This window comes from Bradyrhizobium sp. ISRA442 (assembly GCF_038085055.1).
Classification (GTDB): domain Bacteria; phylum Pseudomonadota; class Alphaproteobacteria; order Rhizobiales; family Xanthobacteraceae; genus Bradyrhizobium.
The window spans coordinates 41,020-60,512 of record NZ_JALGCN010000027.1; the positions used below are offsets into that span (position 1 = coordinate 41,020).

Consider the following 19,493-nt stretch of genomic DNA (forward strand, 5'->3'; position numbering starts at 1 on the left):
CCGATTGAGCCGGGATCATGATGACGGCGCCGTCACGTTGGCGGGTATGATAGCTGTGAAGCATGAGGACGTCGGCCAGAGCCCCGAGTCTACGTGAAGGCGGAGCGCTCATGAGGCCTCTGGCGTGGCGAGTGCGCGCATCTCTGCCAGGAAGTCGTCACCACTGGGCTTCTGCGGCGTTGCCGGCGCCGGCCGCGCGCTCGGCCTGAAGGCCTGGTTGACCTGGCGCCGCAGTTCGGCGCTGTCCTCGCCGCGCGCCTCGGCCTGCTCCGCCAGAAACACCAGCGCGGCCGTATTGGTGGCGCAGATCCGATCGCGCATCGATGGAGATCGGCAAGCAACCCAGCGGCGATCTCTTGGCGACGCGCAGCATCGGCCTTGAGACGCCTCGCCAGTTTCGTGCGTCCATCGATCCTGGATAGCTCGGCCATCGGGTGTCCATCGGCAGGGTATGTTCCTGATATGTCCACCGTATCGGTGCTGATTTCAAAATGACTTGCCTCGTGAAAATACTTAATTAATATCAATAAGTTGCACCGGTTAGGCGCAACATGGCGCGCAAATGGAAAAGGCCCCAGTCCCGGGGCTGAGCGACTGGAGCCTTCTCTGGAGATTGCCCGATTCTTGGGCACAGCAACTTGCCACTTTTTCCCGAATATTCAAACGTCCCTATTGTCGCTGCTACCGCCAGGCGCGGGAGGAGCCCTGCGAGACGGGCCGCTCAGTGTCACAAACCGAACCGAGGAGAGACGGTGGAATCGACTAGCCTGCGGCTGCTGGGCGGCACAGGGGACGGCCGTTGCCATACGAGAGCTACGCACTCGCAGTTGACGGCATCGCGATCATCGCCTTCGCAGTGCTGATCGCCAGACAGCGACCCCGTCGCCGCGCCGAGGACATACGGCCGCGCTTGGCTAGGCGGTTGACGCCAGACGATCGCGAGCTCGGACAACCGTCATAGGCCGAGGCGCGGCAACGCGGGGGCAACGCGCGCTCGCGACTGCACAGAGATCAGCGGAAAATGGTTCCTAAATTGAAGGGCTGACGGACCCGCATGGCTCACGGGTTATGAGCACGTGCGCGTGCCGCCAATTTTTGACCACGTGCCCGTTCCAACATTCATGGTGCTTTTGGGCGTAGCCAATCAAGGCCATGATAATCAAAGCCGCTACGACTCCTCCGGCTACGATGTTCTTTACCATGGCTGCCACTCGCGGCCAAGGCTTGGATGGAACACCCAGTGATAGGAGCCGTCAATCGATTCAGGCGCCCGGCTTGAGAACTCTCTGCACGGTCGAGGTTCCGACACCGAGGGTCTTCCCGATCTTCAAGATGCCCATGCCCTTGGCGCGGAGGGCGCGGATGCGCGCCTCGATCTGCGGCTTGACTGGAGGCCGGCCGAGCCTCGTGTTCTCCTCACCTGCCTGCGCAAGCCCGGCATTGACGCACTCTCGGATCATGGAGCGCTCGAACTCGGCGAAGACGCCGCACATCTGGAACATTGGCGCGGCCGCTCGGCGTGGTCGTGTCGATCGCTTGCTGATGCAAGTAGAGATCACAGCCTAGCGCCTGCAGCTCATTCAGGAAGCCGACAAGATGCTGCACGCTACGGCCGAGCCGGTCGACGCTCCAGGCCGCGATCATATCGATCTCGCGCCTCGTCGCGGCTTTGAGGAGCCGATCGAATGCCGGCCGCTTGTCGCGACCCTTGGCGCCGCTGATACCAGCATCCTCATAGATGTCGACGACCTGCCAACCGGAGCGGGCGGCGACGGCCTCCAGCTCGCGACGCTGGCTCTCGGTGTTCTGGCCGTTCTTGGTGGAAACACGCAAGTAGATGCCAACTCGCTTCATGGTGGCCTCCTATGCTGGCGATCAGCATACGCCTATCTATACGTATGCTAATTTCAAGGAGGTGGCGATCCTTGCGAAATCGGGGTTTTTCGTCACCGACTACGGAGTGTTTTTCCGTATGGGCCGCGCGATCAGGAACGACAGGTCGTCGCGACCGTTGGATTCCTTCAGCGCGGGCCCCAACCGAAAGGCGGAGATTTCAGAATGAGATTTTTCGCAATCGTCCTCGCGACAGCGTTCGCGGTCAGTAGCAGCGCCGCGCTGGCGCGGCACCATCACCACCACTACGCCGGGTCGACCTTCGTATCGTCGACGTTGTACGACAGTCGCGCGGGCGGCGGTTGAGCGCGTCACCCAGTAGACCAGGGAAAATTTTCCTGCAGGCGCGGGTGTGTTCGGCGGGCCGGAACGGATCACCCATCGCGACCGTTGCCTATGTGCGGCCTCATCCCCTGGCCGCGGGGTCCCGTCGCCGCGGACCCCCTCTCTACCCCAAGGCGGCGGGGCCTGATGCGGGGCAATATGCAAGGAGGCGACAATGCGCCTTCACCACTTTGATCACAGCCCATCGATCGACTTCATCGCGCTCACGACCGGCAGCCTTCTGGTGGTCGGCTTCGTGGCCGCCGTCGCTGCCCTGCTGATGCGCTAGGAAAAAAATCCGAAGGCGCGGATGCGTGTAGGGCCGGCGGGGCAGCCTTTCGACCGGGAAAACTATGCAATTCTTATCACTGGATGTCCCGATTTAACGGTGAAGTCGCGTGTTCTGATAGGAACGGTAGATGAACAGGCGCGGGGATAACTATGCAATTCCGGCTCAACGATACGAACGGATGTCAAACGAGACATGAACATTGTGCAGCTTCGGCAGGTACGGTCGTTATGGACGGTTTTCCGGCTTCGAGCCGCAGGCGCCAATGTGGTGACGACTTCATAGACGAGGAGCATTTTCGATCAGTTTGACGCTCGAGCCAACTCGTCTCGCCAGGCGACGCATCGGCGGGCGGCTGTCCCACTAATCTCGAAATAGGACGCTGCCGGGCTCGAAATACATGTCCCGGCAGCGTTTTATTCTCAAACTGAGCGCTGAAATCCCAGTTGGTTGCAACTTTGCAATGGCCATGCCACAGGTTTGTGACACCGCCCGGCTGCGGGCCTCGCAATGAAATCCCGTTGCGCGACATCTCATGGTCAGCGGCCGGACATCCGGTGAAACGCTGAAACGAACAAACCCCCAATTCACCCGGCCGCGGCGGGCCGGCAGGTCACAGCATAGCGGACAGAGGGGAATGCTGCTCTGCTCGGGCTATGCCCTGGTTCAATCTCGCGTCGGCGAAACGTCCCCACGACGTCAATCGGCGGCTTGCAATTCGCGTCGAAGCGCAATTTTGGCACGGGTAATCCATTTTGAGCGTTAGGCAGCGCTCGCATAGCAGGCAGCCTGTCACCTTGACCGCCCGATTGGCAACCGGATCGACAACTATGGCAGCTTTCGCGCTAACATCCGCCTGGTAGGAAAATGCTTGCTGAGCCCCAATTAGACCGGCGAGTAGCTAAGGACCAAAGCGCTATCGCGATTTCCCTGGGCATAGCGGCCCCTCACTTGAACGGCCCTAGCTTATTCCCCTGGAGATCGCCGCTGACGAAGAGGCAACACAAAATCCTGACCCAGATCAATTTTGAGCGCTAGCTCCTCACGGCCGGCGCCGTCCTTCGAGTATGCGATCACTCGATGGGTGGGGTGTTGCGGCCGATTTAGGTTTCTACAGCTCGCGCCCCATCGCGGGATGGCTCCGGTTCTTCATCGATCCAGTGCTTCTGCCGGCCACCACGGTAAGGCCGGTCGCGATGCTTGGACACCAAACTTCTAGGCTCATCCGGCAGGCCGCGCGGAATAGATCGGGGCCGATCTCCCCGCGTTCAAACGGCGCCACGGTGATGCTGTCCGGTCGGCGGGCTAGGAGCCGCTCCAGGTTCGTCTTGCGCATGTGGAGGGGCAGGGACCGCAGATCGTCGTCACTCATGGCGAGCACCATGTCCCAAGTAATGACCGAGATAACCTCCCAGCCCTCCATCGCCCAGATGTTCTTGCATGCCGTCCTCCTTGACGGCCGCGATACAGCGCCTTGAGATTTAGCTCGCGTAAATCTCTGGCTCAAATGTTCGCGACAGCACTGGTTCGGAAACAACGAGCTGACGTTATCAGCACCCGCCGTGTGAGGTAATCGGCTCCCGTGATCCTCTTGAGGTGATCAGTGTCGGTGCTACCAGCGTGAGCAATTGCAAAAACGATATTGCTTGCTCTCGAGCGCCGACGCGACACGCTGCATTCATTGCAGATCGTTCATTTGAGACGGGCCGGAGTTTGCCGTGACCAATGATACTGCAGTTTTCGACGCTTTGCGTTTTGACTCGGGTAGCCGCGACAGAGTCGCCACAGTCTGATGGGCACTCGCGAAGCAATCGTTCGAGACGGGATCTTCATCGATCCTTTGTCGCTCGGCTATTGCCCACACGAATGGATCGATGGGAGCGGGTACGTCGATCCCGAGCTGGCGCAGAAGTTCTGCTATTCGCTTGCATTTTGAGGCCGCGGCCGTTGGCGCGAAACTCAAAACTTTCGCCGGTCTGCGCTCGAAGGCCAATCGGGATAAGGCCAATCGGGATGATGGTCATACTGTAAGCAACTTCCAAGCCGGAGAATGACGATGCGAACGCTCTTCCCGCTATGTGCCGCTCTCGCTTCCTTTTCTGCATCGATCATTCTGAGTACGTCCGACGCCCATGCGGTGTTCTGGGGCGTATCATCGCCGAAAGCTTTTTGCGTTCGATGTCGGTCCGTTCCTTCCGCTTCGATGATTTCATATTTTTGAAATCTTCCTGCTGTTCCGAGGCGCGCGACATTGGGAAATTTACGGGTGGCACTCCTGGTTCGGGGATCAGGAGCTTAAAACGAGGCATACTTCGGGTCGGGCCCGGTATATGATTGTCCGCGCATGTCCGTGGTCCCATTCCGAGCCAAGCCGAACGTTTGCGCTGGGCCTCCGTTGCCGTCGTGGTAGCGGCGATCCTGCTCGGGGTGGCGCATTTCTGGACCTCGCCCAGCTCGCCGATCGCGATCTTTGCCGTTGACGGCGACACAGTGAGACACCAGGGACAAGTCTATCGGCTCGTTGGCTTCGATGCGCCGGAGAGTGGCAATAGGGCCCGCTGTGAGGACGAGAGCCGACGGGCTGAGAAGGCGACTAGCAGGCTGCGTGAGCTTGTTGCTGGCGGCGAAGTTCGCCTCCAGCGGGTTGCCTGCGCGTGCCGGCCAGGCGAAGAGGGTACATCGCGCTGCAATTACGGCCGGTTGTGCGGCTCGCTTACCGTCGGCGGCCGTGACGTCGGGCAGATACTAATCGGCGAGGGCTTGGCGCGGCCGTATGTCTGCAGCGGCACGCGCTGTCCGCCGCGGCAGCGCTGGTGTTGAGGGATAGAGTTCGCTGGCGGGGGCGGTGCTCGAGGAAGTTTGCGAGAATATTCCTGTCAATGAGATCGGCGCCAGAACGCGCGTTGCGTCGAAGATCCTCGAAGCTGCGGCACAGGGGCAACTCTCTATAGACGCGTTGAAAGCGGTAGGTCACAAGGCCCTGAACTTACCCACGATGTGGCGCTAACATCTTCTACCGCGCGGGTACGCAGACCGAGCATTGACCATCCAGACACTGACCATCCAGGCGAAGAGCGCGGATTGAGACGGCGATATACTGGCCGCTCGCTCCAATATCGGAAATCGTACAGTCAGACGTCCATGATCAGGCTACGCTCCCACTTCGTGAAAGTCATTTTTTGATTCGGAGGCACTGCGTTGGCGATCGGTACAGTGAAGTGGTTTAACGCGACCAAAGGCTATGGCTTTATTCAGCCTGATGACGGCAGCTCAGACGTCTTCGTGCATGTCAGCGCCGTCGAGAAAGCCGGGTACACGGACTTGGCCGAGGGCGCGCGGATTAGCTACGAGCTGAAGGCGGGGCGCTCGGGCAAGATGTCCGCGGAAAATCTGCGGATTGGCTGACGGGCGCACCCGCAATCCATCATCAGTTTGCTGGCTCTGCCTTCAAGAGCCGGACATAAGTGCCGGACTCGTGCAACTCGAGCCAGCCGCTCTCGACCGCGTGCTTTATGCCGGCGCCGAAGTCTGGCCCGGTGGCCTTGAGGCTGTACAGGAACGGCGCGTTGATTTTCTCGATGTGGATACGACCGTCCTGAACGGCCGCGATGCTCGCGGCCAACTCGACCAGCTTGCGCGCTGCGGCTTCAGGAGTGGCAAAGGGACGTTGGCTAGTAAGCTTCATCGCTCGAATCGAAATTTATAATTCGATGTTAGATGACGCAGCCTGCCGGCTTACACAAGCGCTGCGCTCAGTCGCTCACGCGCAGCGTCAACCACTCTATAACTTTTGCGGGCGATCCTACGTGCACTGGTCTTAACCGCGATTGGACCGGTACCGGAATGAGGTCCCAGCGCCCCCCAGCCTGCGCTGGGGCCTTTCGTTGTTGACCGGTCGTGAGTTTCACCGGTATCCCATAGCTGCCACTGTCGGCATATTCCAATTGAAGTCAGGCCGGATATCGGCCCCCCGCCGGCCGCAAGCCTGGCAGATGAACCGCGACTCAAGGTCCGATAGCCGCACGTCTTCAGACCATCGATCGGCGCTCAGCGCAACGTGGTGGCCGCACGTACAGTCGGCGCAGTAGACGAGAACGCCGCGAACGCCCATGGCGCGCATCTGGCCAAGCGTGATCTTGACCGGGCGGCCGTCGGCATGGGTAGGCGTGTGGCGTCGGAAAGGGCTGGGCATGCCGCTATTGAAGTGACAACCTGCGTGCTTCGCAAATTATCGGTTCCTCTCGTGGGTAGTGGATCAGTTTGATTGTGGCAGGATAGCTGGCTTGAAGCCAGGTGCCATAGGCGCATACTCAAACGATGTTAGAACAGCGCCCAACCTTCGGAGTGCGCAAAAATCCTGGGCTTGGCTGGGGGGTAGATATTCTGTGGCCAGATGGCGAAACGGAAGTAATCAAGGGTTTTAATACGGAGGACGACGCAGTTAAATGGATTGCTGAGCACGAGTACGCAAAAACGGGGCGCGAAAACACGAATCCCCAAGCGCCCCCAACCAGCTCGCCAAATCGATTATAGAGATTACGACCGGGCGGAAGCCCCATCGCGACATCGCTTTGCGGGAGCGGCCGAGGGGACTCTCTAAGGTATTTCCTCCCCTGAGGACTTGGCCGCTCACACGGGCGGCCCGTTTTGTTTGCGCGTGCCAGTCTGGCTGGCGACGCTAAGCCGATCTCCAGGCTTCGTGCAGAAACCTTTATCGCCGCGGCCCTATCGCGCGCAGGCCGACGCATTGGAGATTGAAGCCGGAGCGAAGCGCCGACCGGCGGACGAGTACGATGCCGCGCAGGTGCGAGGAGAAGTTGCGGGCCCTTCTGACAGGCATTCTAGTTCTAGGTCCGAACTACATGTCGAGCACATGGCTCATTTGCTAATAGGTCAACGCCAATAGCCGTTGCACGATCGCGCCCAAGCAGACGAGCACGACCAGGAGCTTCAGCAAATTTGCTAGCCGACCGTCCAGCGCAAATCTGTCGATCGCCCAAAAACAGATTCCCCCGACAACCACGATAATCAATCAGAACTGAAATAGCGGCCATCCTGTCCTCCTTTCAACTCCGCGGCTTCTGTAGGCCCCACAAGTCATTTCTTGGCTTTTAGCCCTGCCTCAACGAGCCTGCGGATAGCTTCAGGGCGACCGGGCAGGTCTGGCTGCTCGCGTCGCCAATCATCGATGCGTGCGCCTGTCGCGCCGGCGCCGGCATGACTGAAAGCTTGTCGAGCGCGCAGGGCCTTTGCCAATCCTTCATCACCTTCGGCCAGATCGCCGGCGATCAGTTGGTCCAGCCGGTCCTTGCCAACGGCCTAAAGGTCGGTCTTGGCCTCCATGGGGTCGAACTTCCAGAGGCGGTCGATAGATCGCTTGAGCGGTTCGTCGACCATTGCCGACAGGTGACCGGTAAGCAGGCGTACTCCCGAGATTGGCAGGCCAGGGCTCGACTCTGGATCAGCGATGACGCTCGCCGGCGGACCGATCGGGCCATCGAAAAAGGCGAGAATCAACGCCACAGCTGACCGCGCCCTAGCTGAAATCCAACTGTCCAAGCCGTCAGAAGCCGAATTTCGCGACGTGCTGGCTGTCTACAAGAAGCTCTGCCGATGGACGCGGTATGTGACCCAGTTTGGTCCGGAGCCAGGGAAACAAGGCTGCATCGTACCTGATCATCTTTTGGCCGAGTACGGCATCACCAAGGAAGCCGCAGCATGACCACGAGGTGCGACATGAAACCATCGCGCAATCGTCACCAACCGCAACAGCTCGGCGGCATCGCAGCATCACGAGGATTCGCGATCGAACAGGCGAGGACGGGGACCGCTTCAGTGTGTCCTGGCATTCGCTCGGGGGCGACTTGCGTTGGCTGTCGCCGACCATGCCCGAGGAAGCTGCTGACGCGGCCGCGCAGGTCCTCGCCAGCTTTACCGGCGGGGTGCTGCGCAAATGAATGGCCACTCCGAAACGACCGCTGCAATTGAGCCGTCGCATGCGCTCTGTGCGGTCGACATCTCTGCCGAAGCTGACCGGTTGGCACGCTTGGCTGATCAGTGCACGGATCCGGCAGTCCGGGCTGCCTATCAGCGCGCGTGCCGGGCCTTCTTTCAGCAATCTCCCGGCCGGAAGGCAAAATACGAAGCGCTCGACCGATCGCTATCGCGTGAAGTCGACATTAGGCTTGCCGAAGGCAACGTGAAGTCTGAACGCGACGTCATCTTGAGCGTGGTACTGCGTGTCTCGAGCAACGATAGGGAGTTGAACCGACACTATCGGCGCATTGTCCGCTATCGCCTTAAGCAGGGCATCAGGCCCGTCCGGAAAAAGGTGTGACATAATAATTTTTGTCACGGGACGCATCATCTAGATTGCTTCTCATCAAATTCGATGGGTGAACGCCAGATGTCGATAGCCGCCTTGAAGTCCGCGAAGCCAAAAAAGTTCTCCGTTCCAACTCTCGCCGAGGCCTCGCCTAAGTACGCCGAAATGGTCGCGCGTCGGCAACGGTTGCTCAACGACGCGGCCGTAACCGACGCCGAGATTGCGCGGGGTGGAGGTCCAGGTACGTGGCGCTCCGCGGGAGCTTCGCCGCGCGAAGGTTGCCGAATTGGTTGGAGATCAGGTCCCGAATTCGCCGGAGGCGACTCCGGAGAGACTGCGCGAGCTTCAACAGCATGCGCGCGCGTTAAAGGATGCTGTGAAGGTGCTGGAAGATCGCCTCGGCCATGAGCGCACCGCCGCGTCAGTGATCGTCTGCAATCAAGTCCGCGAGGAACACAGCCGTCGCGCCCGCGAGACGTGCCTAAAGCTACTCGAGTTGCACGCGGCAATGTTGGCATACGCCGAGCTTGTCGATGCTCTCAATGCTGAGGATATCGCTTGGTCCTACCTCGGACCGGCTCAGCTACTCGCCTTAGGCAACCCGCGGGACAACAGTCTCGATTGGCGCTTTACCTCCGGCAAATGGTCGAGGCCGGACATGGACGTGACCGAACTTCCCCAAGCACTCCGGTAAGGGCAAGCTATGCTTACACGAACGATAGATACCTGCGTCATCCGACTGCGCGGCGGAGGGAAGCTGGAATTCAAGGGCGTGCCACCGGCGCATACGATCGCGCGCGTTCTGAGAGATCGCAACGCGCGGCGCGACAAGGTCGGCATCAAAGGTCGAATGCTCCGCGACCTTGCCATTCGTCACAGGGCTAGGTGAGGCGATGATAGGTCCGTTCGCTGTCTTCGCAGAGTTGGTGGCTCGTTCGGGATTGTCGCCCGATGAGGTGCGTAACCTTTTACCACATGAGCTCGCCGCCATGTCAAAGCTCGGGCACATCCGCTCCTACATGTCGCGGGCGCCCTGCCCGGGAGGGGGCCTCGAAAAGGTTAAGGGCCGGGACGCCGGGACCGGCCAGGGCCAAAAACGCGCAATCGTGCTGCCCCCGATCAAAAACTCGCCAACTAAGGAATGAAAGCGCCAAATGAGGGCGAAAACACCTAAAGCGCCGGCACATTTGACCGAACAAACCCGCATTTGGTGGCGGTCGGTGGTCCGTGACTATGCGCTCGAACCGCACCATCTGAGGCTTTTACAGGCGGCTTGCGAGGCCTGGGACCGTCTCCAGGAGGCTCGTGAGCTGCTTTTGCGCGACGGTCTAGTCGTTGAAGGCCGTGAAGGTGGGGTGCGCCCGCACCCGACGGTCGCGATCGAACGGGACAGCCGTATTGGTTTCGCGCGGCTGGTTCGTGAACTCGATCTCGACACGGAGCCGGCATCCAGCCTGAGGTCTGCACCGCCAGCCCTGCGGTCGAACAGGCGGGGTCTTTGATGCCGGTAAAACGCCGAGTTTCGAAGCGTCGCGCGTTCGCGCTTACGCCAGAGGTGTTCGCGGCGTTTGATGCAGGCGACGAGTACGCGCTCCGACGCTCTTTGGGGCTGCCTCCCTGGCACGCTTCGCCCCTACGCGACGATCTCGCTGGGCCGGCCCCATACAGTCCCGAAACGTGCTGGGCCATATCGCGCCCGGCGGCGCTGGAGATTCGCATGGATATCCTGGCGGCGATGCAGCAGCGAGGGCAGGTGCGATGAACGGGACACCATTGGCGCCGGCTGATCGGTCTGAGTGTCAAGCACTATGAGCGCGGTAATCATGCTCCGGCAGGGCGGGGACCTATCTGGGTGCTTTCGGCCGCGGCCGACTCCTGGTCCGGCAGGCCGGAGAATTAGATCCGACTGCCGCGCGCGACGCGGCGCTGGTGCAAACTCGGCTCGCGACCTTGGCTGGGTATATCATGGGCGATAATAAGAAGCGACAGCAATGCTAGCTGGCATCGCAGGCTGTATAGGCGCACTTGGTAATTCGGCGACTGGTGGCGGCGCCACCTGGACCACGACATTTTCGCAGGCGATTTCGAGTGCCTCCGGCGGATGGAATGGGAGCAATCTGCAGCAGGTGCTGAACAGCTCGCTGTTGTCGACCTCGGGAACGCAAGTCCGAGTGACGCTGAAATCGGCGCCAGCGCTCAACAATGGCTGGTCCATCGATAGTTGTTTCATCGGCCACCAGGCCGCGTCGGGCGATCCTTACGACTTCGACGGAGGGCAGGTCCGACTTACGGTCGTCGGATCCAATTCCTTTTCGCTCGCAAGCGGCTCGCTCACCCTGATCACGGATGCCGTCAGCTTTGCACCCGATCATACCAAGAACCTCATCATCGCGGCGCATTTTAACGATGCCTCTACGCTTCCTTTTGCTTCCCTGTCGGGCGCGACAAACTATTGCAAGGATGCTTCATCAGACGAGACTTCCGTATCCAACGTGAGCGGCATGGGTTCGAACGGGGCCGCCCTCGCCTTGGTCAATGATGGTGAGTATTCCAGTACTCTCTTTCCGGTTACCGCAGAGCTTTAGCGACGGTTCTCGCTGCAATGGGTCGTTTTCAGAGATCGGAATCGCCACCGGATATAGCGATGCGACTGCAGTCGCATCGCTTGAGTTCTGTCGGCGTCATAGGCTCGTAGGACGGAAACGAATGAGCACCAATATAAGGCCAAGCCCTAGCGGCCATCCGCGCGCGGCTCGAAGCGGACGATTCCGGCATCACCATTCCGCACCGGTGGGCATGGTGAACCAAGCGAGCCGCTACTGGATGATCCGGCGCCGTTCGGATTGATCGTCTGGAATTACGAGGGATCGGACAGCGCACCGGTCGCCTACGGAGGCGCTCGCATCGGGCGATCTGGCGGATGGATCACCGCGCCGCCAGAGCAAGCACGTATAGCGGCGAACTTTAACGACGTTGAAAAGGGGCCGCAGGACCACTACCACAAATCCTGCGGCCCTTATTTTCCCGGGAAAATTGAGTGTTTACGAAATGAACACTTCCAGCCCCGGTTGATTGGGATGATTCCAGAACTTGCCGTGCAGTTTGAGTCGCGAAAGGATGTTCCAGAACGGAACATGCTCACTGTTGCGGTAGCGCCACGGTTAACATCAGCGAGGCAAACAAGTTTGCTGGGGCGATCCTAAGTTAACCGCGACGGCACGGAATGAGGCCCTAGCGTTTGCAAGCTCCGCTGGGGCCTTTTCGTTAATGGTCCTGATTAGCACACCCGAGAATCCGAATTAGGACATTCAGAATTTAATAACCTTTTCCCGGTTGACGGGGATAGGGTTAGCAGGCCGACCGGACTCAGCCAGCCCCATCCTGTCCGGGAAGCAGGCGGCCCTACCGCGCGTCCCCCGCGAGGCGGGGCCGCTGCATGTGAGCAGAATTAGGGACGGTCTTTTGACGTTCCCTGATCGGAACGGTTGCGATGGTCCCGCCGCCTTCCGGCTCTGTCTGAAAGTGGACAGAACCAGATTGTCAAACCGTCCTAGACTTAGGACGCTCTGGCGATTCCCATTACCGCCAAGCAAACCTCCAACGGCCCCGGCATTTAGGGTTGTGCTGGGGCCGTTTCTTCGCTGCGACTGCGCAGCGTGAAAGCTGTCTTGTTGCGCGCGCTAATCATTCGTGAATTGCCCACACCTGACGCCGTAGAAATACTGATCCAGCTATGGTGGTGGGTTTGTTGATTACGGGCTGCATCGGCGTCTTGGCTGTAGGCGCCACATTCGCGGCGATCATCTATTACGATGCACGGGCTGAGCGCAGGCGCCGTTAGACGGCATAATGTTGGGCGTTGGTAGTGTGCCCCTGGCTAAGGGCGGCCCATGTTGAGGCCCTAATGCGCAAGAACCAGGGGCAGCGTCAGCAAGACAGAACGGCTTCTCTCGTTGCTGCAACGGGGAAATATCGGATGCCGACGCCCGTGCCGCGGATCATCCTTACGCCTTTTGGGAATTAGCTCGGCCTGCGCCCGGTGACGTCAACACGCGTTGCACTTGTTTCGGCTTGCTCCTTTGTCAGATTGGCCGCCAAGTCGATCCCAATCACTGCTGGGCCCGTGCGTTCTCGGTCGTAAACCATCCAGCCCGTGCTTCCTTGCCGAACAAGGAATCCGGCCGCATCTTGCGGCGCGATCGATGGCGAGCGACGCATACCAACCTCCGGTCCAGTCCCAACGGTCCGAGGCGGCTTCAGCTCTCCGGCAGTTCAAATTGCGGCGCAAAGAGCTGGAGCGCCGAGTGGTGCCGCGAAATACCGTCTGGCCTGACGCAGGGGCGCCGCCATCGTTCCTATATGTACTTTCCTAGTTTGCCGCGCAGTCTGTGCATCTTCACATATTCCCACCCTTTTGCAGATCGAGCCAACCGCGCTCGATCGCCAGCTTTATGCCGGCGCCAAATACTTGATGCCGGCGCCGAACATCGGCGGCTCCGCCTGCCGCAAGCCTGACAGACGAAGCGCGGCTCGACCGTCGGATAGCCGCACGTCTTCCGCGCAGCTACACGGTCACGCGGGAAAATGCAGAACCAACAAGACAGTCGAAACGGCGATTAAGGCGGTAAACGCCAGGACCACGAGATAGAAAGATCTCTTTTGCCGTTCGTTCTGCTCGGCACTTTTGCGCCAGTGCATGGAGGCAGTCTCGCTCAGATTTTCTGCGCAGCGCCGGCCCGGTCAAATACTGGCGTTTTTTCGATATCGCTGGAGCCACTCCCGGAATGCGTATCTTCGGTGGCGCGCCGCAGCGACTCGGTGCTGGCGTCGAGTCCGTCCACGGTTTCGTTTGCCTGACTTCCGGAGTCGTGCGGGTGAGCGGGAACGTGTCCGGCGCCGGAACTAGTAACGGCGTCCATTGCGCTCGACGGACGCGGCGTCCGATTTTTCTGTGTCATCGGAACCTCCTTGAGGATTCAATTTTTTCGCTCGCTGCAGGTTCCGATCGCGCCGATCGGAGCAGGTCGAGAAGCCGGGTGAGGGGGACGACCGCCCTGCGGCGGCGGGGCCGTTTTGTTGGACACTCGCAGAGGGAAATTAGGACACTACGGGTCGAAGATCCCAGCTTAGCGCTGGTGTCCTAAACCGATTCCAAGGCTGCGCGCCTTCTGCCTCAACGAGCCCTCGGATCGCTTCATCAGCTTCGAAAGCTTTGCCACTGGTGTGCGGGCTTTGGAATGTGCCTTGAGCAGCTTGACGTCGTCTTTGGTGTACTCTTTGCGCTTGCTCTTCGTCTTCTTTGCCACTTGATGTTCTCCAACGTGATCACGCGCGGGGTTAAAGTGATGATGCGAATGCGTTCTCGCCTCGCTCGAAGGGCGCCACGATGATCCGAGGTATTCTTTGCTGGTGTTGATACCGTTTTCAATGGAGCATCCTGCAGAGTTGTCATAGTGCTTTCCAATTCTCACCAATTTTGCTGGTCAAGAAACGAGAGCAAACAAGGAGCATTAGGGACACATTGTGGCCATCAAGAACATCGTCATTCCTTTGGAAGTTGAGTATCTACAGAAGGCAGCCAATGAACGCGGAGTCTCCCGCTCCAAGCTTGTGCGATTCGTGATGGAGAAGGTTGTGAACGACGAACTCGTTCCTGCGCTCCTAGGTAAAGACGACTTGTCGAACGTTGAATTGCCGTCGCAAAGGTATCGACGCTTTCGGAATCGATAGTGGCGGATCTTAATCTCGAAGCGAGGGACAGCCGATATGGTTGGCAACAATGTTACCGAGGCAATCGATCATGCGTTGCACGAGGTGCAGGCCGCGCGGCGTGACCTCACCATAACTGGCTTCTGCATGCGCGAGGCAGAAGCGCTTCGCAGAATAGATCGAGCCAAAGCCAACCTTGCTGATCTGGTGCAGTCCCGGAACCATTAAGTTGTTCCGGGAAGGAACAATTGCCAACGTGCTGAAGCGAACAGAACGGCGCCGTGAGTAAGCTCGCAGTCGCTTGGCTTCCCCAAGTTGTCCAAGCAACCTCCAAACGACCCCGGCCCACGATCCCTTAAAAGCCCCCACGGCTGGGGCCGTCTTTGCCCCGCTACCCCTAGCGGGGACCGGGCTTACCCATCACGCTTGGTGATATACCGCTCCATCGCTGGGGCTGTGGGCCAAGGTCTAGCGATGGAGCGGTAGCCAGAAGCATCGTTACCAGCGCAGCTTCCAACACCCCAAGAATGCGATCGAGATTCGGGCGCGTTGAGGACGAATGCTGGGCGCTTTATCTGCGGAATAGATTCCAGATTAGGGCAAACGCTAGTCCAGCGGGTTCACTTACTCCGACAACCCGGTCAGACGCGGCCAGCGCGAGCCAAGAATCTGCCAAATGACCAAGCACACCACGACCATGGCGTAGACGGTCCTGCGGCCGATCCTGGCGCGGCACGCGCCGTCCGCCGCGGCAGCGGTGGTGCTGATGGATCAAGGGGTCGCGGGCTCATAGCCGAATGTGGCTGGCCCGCAGACACTCCAAGGGAGTGCCTCTTTCGAGCAATCGTCAATCCCTGCAGCCGGACGTAAAATGCCGCGTCCCTTCGGACTCCGGCCCCCCTGCTTCAAAGCCCGAAGGAGCAGGCGGCCCCGCCATATGTTGCATGCGTTGGTGGGGCCGCTGCTGGGGACTTCAGAGCTCTCGGCTCAGCGCCGGATGAGCGAGGTTTTTAATCTTGATCCAGTGTTTCTGCCGGCCGCCACGATAAGGCCGATCGCGATGCTTTGAGACCAAGCCCTCGAGACCCATGCGGCATGCGGCGTGGAATAGATCGGGGCCAATCTCGCCGCGCTCGAAAGGCGCCACGGTGATGCCGTCCGGTCGGCGGGCTAGGAGGCGCTCCAGGTTCGTCTTGCGGAGTTGCAGCGGCAGCGCGCGAAGGTCATCGCCACCCATGGCGAGGATATCGAAGGCATAAAGCTGGACTTCGTGCTCGTGCTTGCGGGAATGGAGCGCGTTGAAATCGGATATCCCGTCGACCCCAAGCACCACGGCTTCACCATCGATGACGAAATACTTCTGCCGGTTCTTCAGCGCGGCCTCGGCGATGTTGCCTATTGATATCGTGCTGCCGCTGGAGCCAAACCGGCCGGTTCGGGTAAAGCGCAACTTCCGGGTAATTGATGGCGGGAAGGCTTAAAGGCCTTCTAGCTAGTCCCCGGGGGTGGGGACAAGGGACCCCCGCGAATGTCAGGTATCGAACAGACAGATCCGAACACCTGTACCAAACTGACATGCTCCGGGATTTTGCCGTCACCCTCCCGGGGCTGGACAGCGCCGCTTGCGATCATTTCAAGCGGGCGGCGTTATGTTGTTGGCGGTAATGAAAAGACCCCAGCCCGGGGCTGGACCGGCTGAGGCCTTCTGTTGAATTGCCCATTGATGCAGGGCGCACCTGATTGCCACTTTTTCCCGAAACAATCAAATGTCCTAATTTGCCTCTGCGAGTGTCCTAACTAGGACAGCACCCTCTCGTGCAACTCGAGCCAGCCATTGTCGACGGCGTACTTGAGGCCGGCGCCGAACTCCGGTCCGCTGGCCTTTAGCGTGTACAGGAACGGCGCATGGATCGATGCTCGCGGCCAACTCGACCAGCTTCTTGCCGTCGGCGATGTTCCATGCTTCATGCGCCCACTGTTGTAAGGGTAGCGTTCGGTCAGTGTGAGGATTTGAGCCACTGCCGCCCGCTCGATTGGAACTCCTTCCTCTCTCGCCGGATTGACGATGGCGTTCACAGCGTCTGATTCATCCAGCGCACCAATTTCGGTAAATTTGAAGAGCCTCTCGGCGTAAGACTTGGACGCCCCAGCTAGGCCGAGTATTTGTGGCAAACCAGCACCAACCAAGATCACCGGCAAAGAGTTCTGGTTGAGCTTGTGAATGGACAAAATCAGAGCGCTGAATTCGCTCTCTGAAAGATATTGCAGTTCGTCGATCAGAAGAGCGACTGGACGCTTCGCCGCCTTTGCTGCCTGACCAATGGCGAGCATCAAATCGGGAAGGTCGAATTCGATGTCGCCGCTGTCCGCTGTGCCACTTCTGGAGAAATGGTGAGACCTACTTCGACATCATTGATCTTTACCTTCACGGCATTCAGGAAGCTTCGAAACACTCGAAGCCCGCGCCTTCCGAATTCTTTTGAAGCCTCTACAACGCTGAGCGCCAGCAGCACTTTGCGCAGCCCCGGTGCCAGCAGTTCAGCGAGCGTTTTTCCTTCGTGAGCTTCGACCGAGATCGTATGGAATCCTTCCTTGTCCGCCAGCTCGTTGACCGTTTTCCCGACGCCGCGCAGGCCGACTAAGATGGGGCTTTGTGTCGGCCTTCCTAAACCGGTTCGCCGCAAGGCGACGATCGCGTCGTCGATCAGCTCCGACCTACCTGCCAGTTCCGGGGGTGGGATGCCGGCGCCGGGCGCGTAGGGGTTTCGAACGGGATCCATAAGCAATTTATCCATTTATAGTGGAAATGGGCTATAAACGCCTAACTTTGATTGATCTGTCAATGCGACCATACGACCATAGATAGATAAATCGGCTTCAAGCAACCATTGCTGTCGCGACTTAGCTCGTTGCCTTGAGCTAGATGGCGCCAATCTTCACGCAGATTGCGTGGGCGACCATGAAAATCGGGAGAGCAATGAGGAACCATAGAACTGCATCCGAGTCGCGATCCGGCGCAAACTCGCGGTTGGCGTCTGTCTCCCGGGCGTGTGGCACTACTGAAAGGGCCTGGCTAGGACGAGTGCGCTTGGCTGCGCGCCGTAAGAGTTGTTTGGCCGCGACTTCGTGCTCGATCTCGATTTTGTTCTTCATCACTTCCGACGTCCAAAGAGGAGACCGAGTGCTCCTATGATAACAAAAACGTTCCCTGCGACGATCAACCAGTGTGGTAGCTGCAGCCCAGAGAACATTTCTAACACCTCATTGCTTTTGCTTTGAACCCCGATCTCGACCGGCCGCCGCTGAACGCTCGCGCAACAAGCCAGTATGCGCAAGAGGGCGACCACAACAACAAACCGTGGATCGAGACGCCCGAGCCTTAGACTGGCCGCGACTCAGGATCGCGCTACCGCAGCGCAATTCTGCGCTTAGCGGAGGGTGCAATGGGACTGAAGGATCCGACCGCGTTTCATGGCTCGGCGAGAAGCCGGCTTTTCTCTAACGTCGGTGGTGACAGGCAAGTTTGCTCCAGATGGCGTGCGGCGCCGCGGCATCGGAAGCCGAGAGGCCTTCCTCGTTCACTGTCGCGAATTTCCAGAATGGGGGCAGAGGGCTATGGCGCTCGTGGCAAAGAATGCTCTTTCGGCGAGGAAGAACGTCAGCCGCCTACTCACTCGAACTCACTGCAAGCGCGGCCATTTACTCGCGGGAGACAACGTCGGGCACCGGATCGGATTCACCACTGATCGGCCAGAGCGGTACTGCAGGACTTGCCATCGTTGGCGAGAGACGTCAGCTCCTCCCGTGATGACGCCTCAGCAGGAGCGCCGCGTCGTCGAGGCCGTGAAGGCCGGTTTCAATCTGAACGATATCACTCGCGGCTCGCCGGATCTGCCGAGGATTTGCAGCTTCAATACGCTGAAGATGCGGCGGATAGCCAAGCCTGAGCTCGACCGCTTCATCATTGAGAACATCGCTAGCGCAAACTCACGAAGTAAGCTCGTACATTTCAAGATCGTCCCCGCGAACGCCAAACTCGTGATCGCCGCGTCTGCAGTCATTAAACCGGCTCGCAAGGACATCCCGCCCTTCCTATTTCGTGCTGGCGATCTCGAATGGGTTGCTTCCTTCGTGCCGAAGTGGATTTCGCCACTCGCGATGAGATCGTGCAGAATACGTTCGCGGAGCTTTGTGCAAGGACGATCGGTCGCGATGACGTTCCGCGCGCGGTGAAAAAATTAGTCGGCGAACAGGAGCGCGAATTTCCGACGAAGTTTCGCAAGTTTGGCGACAGCCTGCTCGTGTCGCTGGACGAACAACTCTTCGAGGACGGCACAGCTACTCGCGGCGATTCCGTTTCTCGTGGTCTTTGGGATGACTGAGGCGTAATCAGTTCGACGCAGTTCGCTGTTCGATGGTCTCAAGTTTAGGATCCACTATATTCCCCTTCGCCTTCAGCCCTATCTCGACAAGCCTTAATAGGTCAGCGCCAACAGCCGCTGCACGATCGCGCCCAAGCAGACGAGCACGACCAGGAGCTTCAGCAATTGTGCCAGTCGACCGTCCGGCGCAAATCTGTCGATCGCCCAAAAACAGATCGCCCCGACAACCACGATAATCAACACGCCGATCAGAACTGAAATAGCGGCCATCCTGTCCTCCTCTCAACTCCGCGGCTTCTGTAAGCCCCCGGTCATTTCTTGGCCTTCAGCGCGATCTCAACCAATCTGCGGATTGCTTCAGGGCGGCTGGGTAGGTCCTCTTGAGCACGTCGCCAATCATCCAATGGTTTTGCCAGTTCCGGCTGCAGCCTCACCAATACCGCGGCACCGGCCTCGGTGGGTCTCTTCTTAGCTGATTTCGTGATATCGCGAGTTGATTTGCTCATATCTCATGATATCATGAAAGCAAGCCGGGGCAAGGCGGGCACCTTGCCGCCGGCTCTAACCCACA

General features: G+C 59.2%; 24 protein-coding genes. 10 read left to right on the forward strand and 14 right to left on the reverse strand.

The window, feature by feature from the left end; all coding sequences use genetic code 11:
* Positions 1-108 precede the first annotated feature (108 nt).
* The 3 genes from MTR72_RS34860 to MTR72_RS34870 form a co-directional block, all read right to left on the reverse strand.
* Entirely contained in the window at positions 109-321 is a 213-nt protein-coding gene (locus MTR72_RS34860; protein WP_280966473.1) for a hypothetical protein, read from the reverse strand.
* Between the two features lie 941 nt (positions 322-1,262).
* Complete coding sequence (locus MTR72_RS34865) at positions 1,263-1,460, reverse strand: hypothetical protein (RefSeq protein ID WP_445819668.1); 198 nt, start codon at positions 1,458-1,460, stop codon at positions 1,263-1,265.
* Entirely contained in the window at positions 1,417-1,854 is a 438-nt protein-coding gene (locus MTR72_RS34870) for a recombinase family protein (RefSeq protein ID WP_280966471.1), read from the reverse strand. Before MTR72_RS34870 ends, MTR72_RS34865 begins: the two co-directional genes overlap by 44 nt.
* Positions 1,855-2,058: 204 nt before the next feature.
* On the opposite strand from MTR72_RS34870, the gene MTR72_RS34875 reads away from it, so the two are divergent.
* Positions 2,059-2,199 (forward strand): hypothetical protein, encoded by a 141-nt coding sequence (locus MTR72_RS34875; RefSeq protein WP_280966470.1) that lies wholly within the window; start codon positions 2,059-2,061, stop codon positions 2,197-2,199.
* 1,418 nt (positions 2,200-3,617) lie between these two features.
* Here MTR72_RS34875 and MTR72_RS34880 read toward each other — a convergent pair.
* Complete coding sequence (locus MTR72_RS34880; protein WP_341511986.1) at positions 3,618-3,878, reverse strand: hypothetical protein; 261 nt, start codon at positions 3,876-3,878, stop codon at positions 3,618-3,620.
* 1,118 nt (positions 3,879-4,996) lie between these two features.
* Between MTR72_RS34880 and MTR72_RS40605 the strand changes: the two genes are divergently transcribed.
* Positions 4,997-5,326, forward strand: a complete 330-nt coding sequence (locus MTR72_RS40605) for a thermonuclease family protein (RefSeq protein ID WP_445819669.1) — start codon at positions 4,997-4,999, stop codon at positions 5,324-5,326.
* A 378-nt stretch (positions 5,327-5,704) separates the two neighbouring features.
* Positions 5,705-5,911: a cold-shock protein gene (locus MTR72_RS34885; protein WP_280966469.1), complete on the forward strand. Its 207-nt coding sequence runs from the start codon at positions 5,705-5,707 to the stop codon at positions 5,909-5,911.
* A gap of 22 nt (positions 5,912-5,933) precedes the next feature.
* Here the strand turns inward: MTR72_RS34885 and MTR72_RS34890 are convergent, their stop codons facing one another.
* A complete protein-coding gene (locus MTR72_RS34890; protein WP_280966468.1) occupies positions 5,934-6,191 on the reverse strand; it encodes a hypothetical protein in 258 nt (85 codons plus the stop codon).
* Positions 6,192-7,973: 1,782 nt separating this feature from the next.
* Between MTR72_RS34890 and MTR72_RS34895 the strand changes: the two genes are divergently transcribed.
* From MTR72_RS34895 to MTR72_RS34915, 5 genes are all read left to right on the forward strand, one after another.
* On the forward strand, positions 7,974-8,228 hold the full coding sequence (locus MTR72_RS34895; protein WP_280966466.1) for a hypothetical protein: 255 nt from the start codon (positions 7,974-7,976) through the stop codon (positions 8,226-8,228).
* A gap of 231 nt (positions 8,229-8,459) precedes the next feature.
* Positions 8,460-8,843 (forward strand): hypothetical protein, encoded by a 384-nt coding sequence (locus MTR72_RS34900; RefSeq protein WP_280966465.1) that lies wholly within the window; start codon positions 8,460-8,462, stop codon positions 8,841-8,843.
* A gap of 217 nt (positions 8,844-9,060) precedes the next feature.
* Positions 9,061-9,525, forward strand: a complete 465-nt coding sequence (locus MTR72_RS34905) for a hypothetical protein (protein WP_280966464.1) — start codon at positions 9,061-9,063, stop codon at positions 9,523-9,525.
* A 460-nt stretch (positions 9,526-9,985) separates the two neighbouring features.
* Entirely contained in the window at positions 9,986-10,333 is a 348-nt protein-coding gene (locus tag MTR72_RS34910) for a P27 family phage terminase small subunit (protein ID WP_280966463.1), read from the forward strand.
* Between the two features lie 489 nt (positions 10,334-10,822).
* Positions 10,823-11,416 carry a hypothetical protein gene (locus tag MTR72_RS34915; RefSeq protein WP_280966462.1) on the forward strand — a complete coding sequence of 198 codons (594 nt, stop codon included), beginning with the start codon at positions 10,823-10,825 and terminating at the stop codon, positions 11,414-11,416.
* 2,127 nt (positions 11,417-13,543) lie between these two features.
* Here the strand turns inward: MTR72_RS34915 and MTR72_RS34920 are convergent.
* The 7 genes from MTR72_RS34920 to MTR72_RS34950 form a co-directional block, all read right to left on the reverse strand.
* Positions 13,544-13,789 carry a hypothetical protein gene (locus tag MTR72_RS34920; protein ID WP_280966461.1) on the reverse strand — a complete coding sequence of 82 codons (246 nt, stop codon included), beginning with the start codon at positions 13,787-13,789 and terminating at the stop codon, positions 13,544-13,546.
* A gap of 168 nt (positions 13,790-13,957) precedes the next feature.
* Complete coding sequence (locus tag MTR72_RS34925) at positions 13,958-14,137, reverse strand: hypothetical protein (RefSeq protein WP_035687439.1); 180 nt, start codon at positions 14,135-14,137, stop codon at positions 13,958-13,960.
* A 433-nt stretch (positions 14,138-14,570) separates the two neighbouring features.
* The gene (locus tag MTR72_RS34930; RefSeq protein WP_280966460.1) at positions 14,571-14,765 is read right to left on the reverse strand and encodes a hypothetical protein; all 195 of its coding nucleotides are present in this window, start codon (positions 14,763-14,765) and stop codon (positions 14,571-14,573) included.
* A gap of 748 nt (positions 14,766-15,513) precedes the next feature.
* A complete protein-coding gene (locus MTR72_RS34935) occupies positions 15,514-15,990 on the reverse strand; it encodes an ATP-dependent DNA ligase (RefSeq protein WP_280966459.1) in 477 nt (158 codons plus the stop codon).
* Between the two features lie 347 nt (positions 15,991-16,337).
* On the reverse strand, positions 16,338-16,874 hold the full coding sequence (locus MTR72_RS34940; RefSeq protein WP_341511987.1) for an ATP-binding protein: 537 nt from the start codon (positions 16,872-16,874) through the stop codon (positions 16,338-16,340).
* On the reverse strand, positions 16,871-17,320 hold the full coding sequence (locus tag MTR72_RS34945) for a hypothetical protein (protein ID WP_280966457.1): 450 nt from the start codon (positions 17,318-17,320) through the stop codon (positions 16,871-16,873). The genes MTR72_RS34940 and MTR72_RS34945 overlap by 4 nt, the downstream gene beginning before the upstream one ends.
* A 139-nt stretch (positions 17,321-17,459) precedes the next feature.
* Positions 17,460-17,693: a hypothetical protein gene (locus tag MTR72_RS34950; protein WP_280966456.1), complete on the reverse strand. Its 234-nt coding sequence runs from the start codon at positions 17,691-17,693 to the stop codon at positions 17,460-17,462.
* A 462-nt stretch (positions 17,694-18,155) separates the two neighbouring features.
* Here MTR72_RS34950 and MTR72_RS34955 point away from each other — a divergent pair, with 462 nt between their 5' ends.
* Positions 18,156-18,773, forward strand: a complete 618-nt coding sequence (locus MTR72_RS34955; protein WP_341511988.1) for a hypothetical protein — start codon at positions 18,156-18,158, stop codon at positions 18,771-18,773.
* A complete protein-coding gene (locus MTR72_RS34960) occupies positions 18,770-18,922 on the forward strand; it encodes a hypothetical protein (protein ID WP_280966454.1) in 153 nt (50 codons plus the stop codon). Before MTR72_RS34955 ends, MTR72_RS34960 begins: the two co-directional genes overlap by 4 nt.
* Positions 18,923-19,015: 93 nt before the next feature.
* Here the strand turns inward: MTR72_RS34960 and MTR72_RS34965 are convergent, their stop codons facing one another.
* On the reverse strand, positions 19,016-19,192 hold the full coding sequence (locus MTR72_RS34965; protein ID WP_280966453.1) for a hypothetical protein: 177 nt from the start codon (positions 19,190-19,192) through the stop codon (positions 19,016-19,018).
* A gap of 41 nt (positions 19,193-19,233) precedes the next feature.
* Complete coding sequence (locus MTR72_RS34970; protein ID WP_280966452.1) at positions 19,234-19,428, reverse strand: hypothetical protein; 195 nt, start codon at positions 19,426-19,428, stop codon at positions 19,234-19,236.
* Between the last annotated feature and the right edge of the window lie 65 nt (positions 19,429-19,493).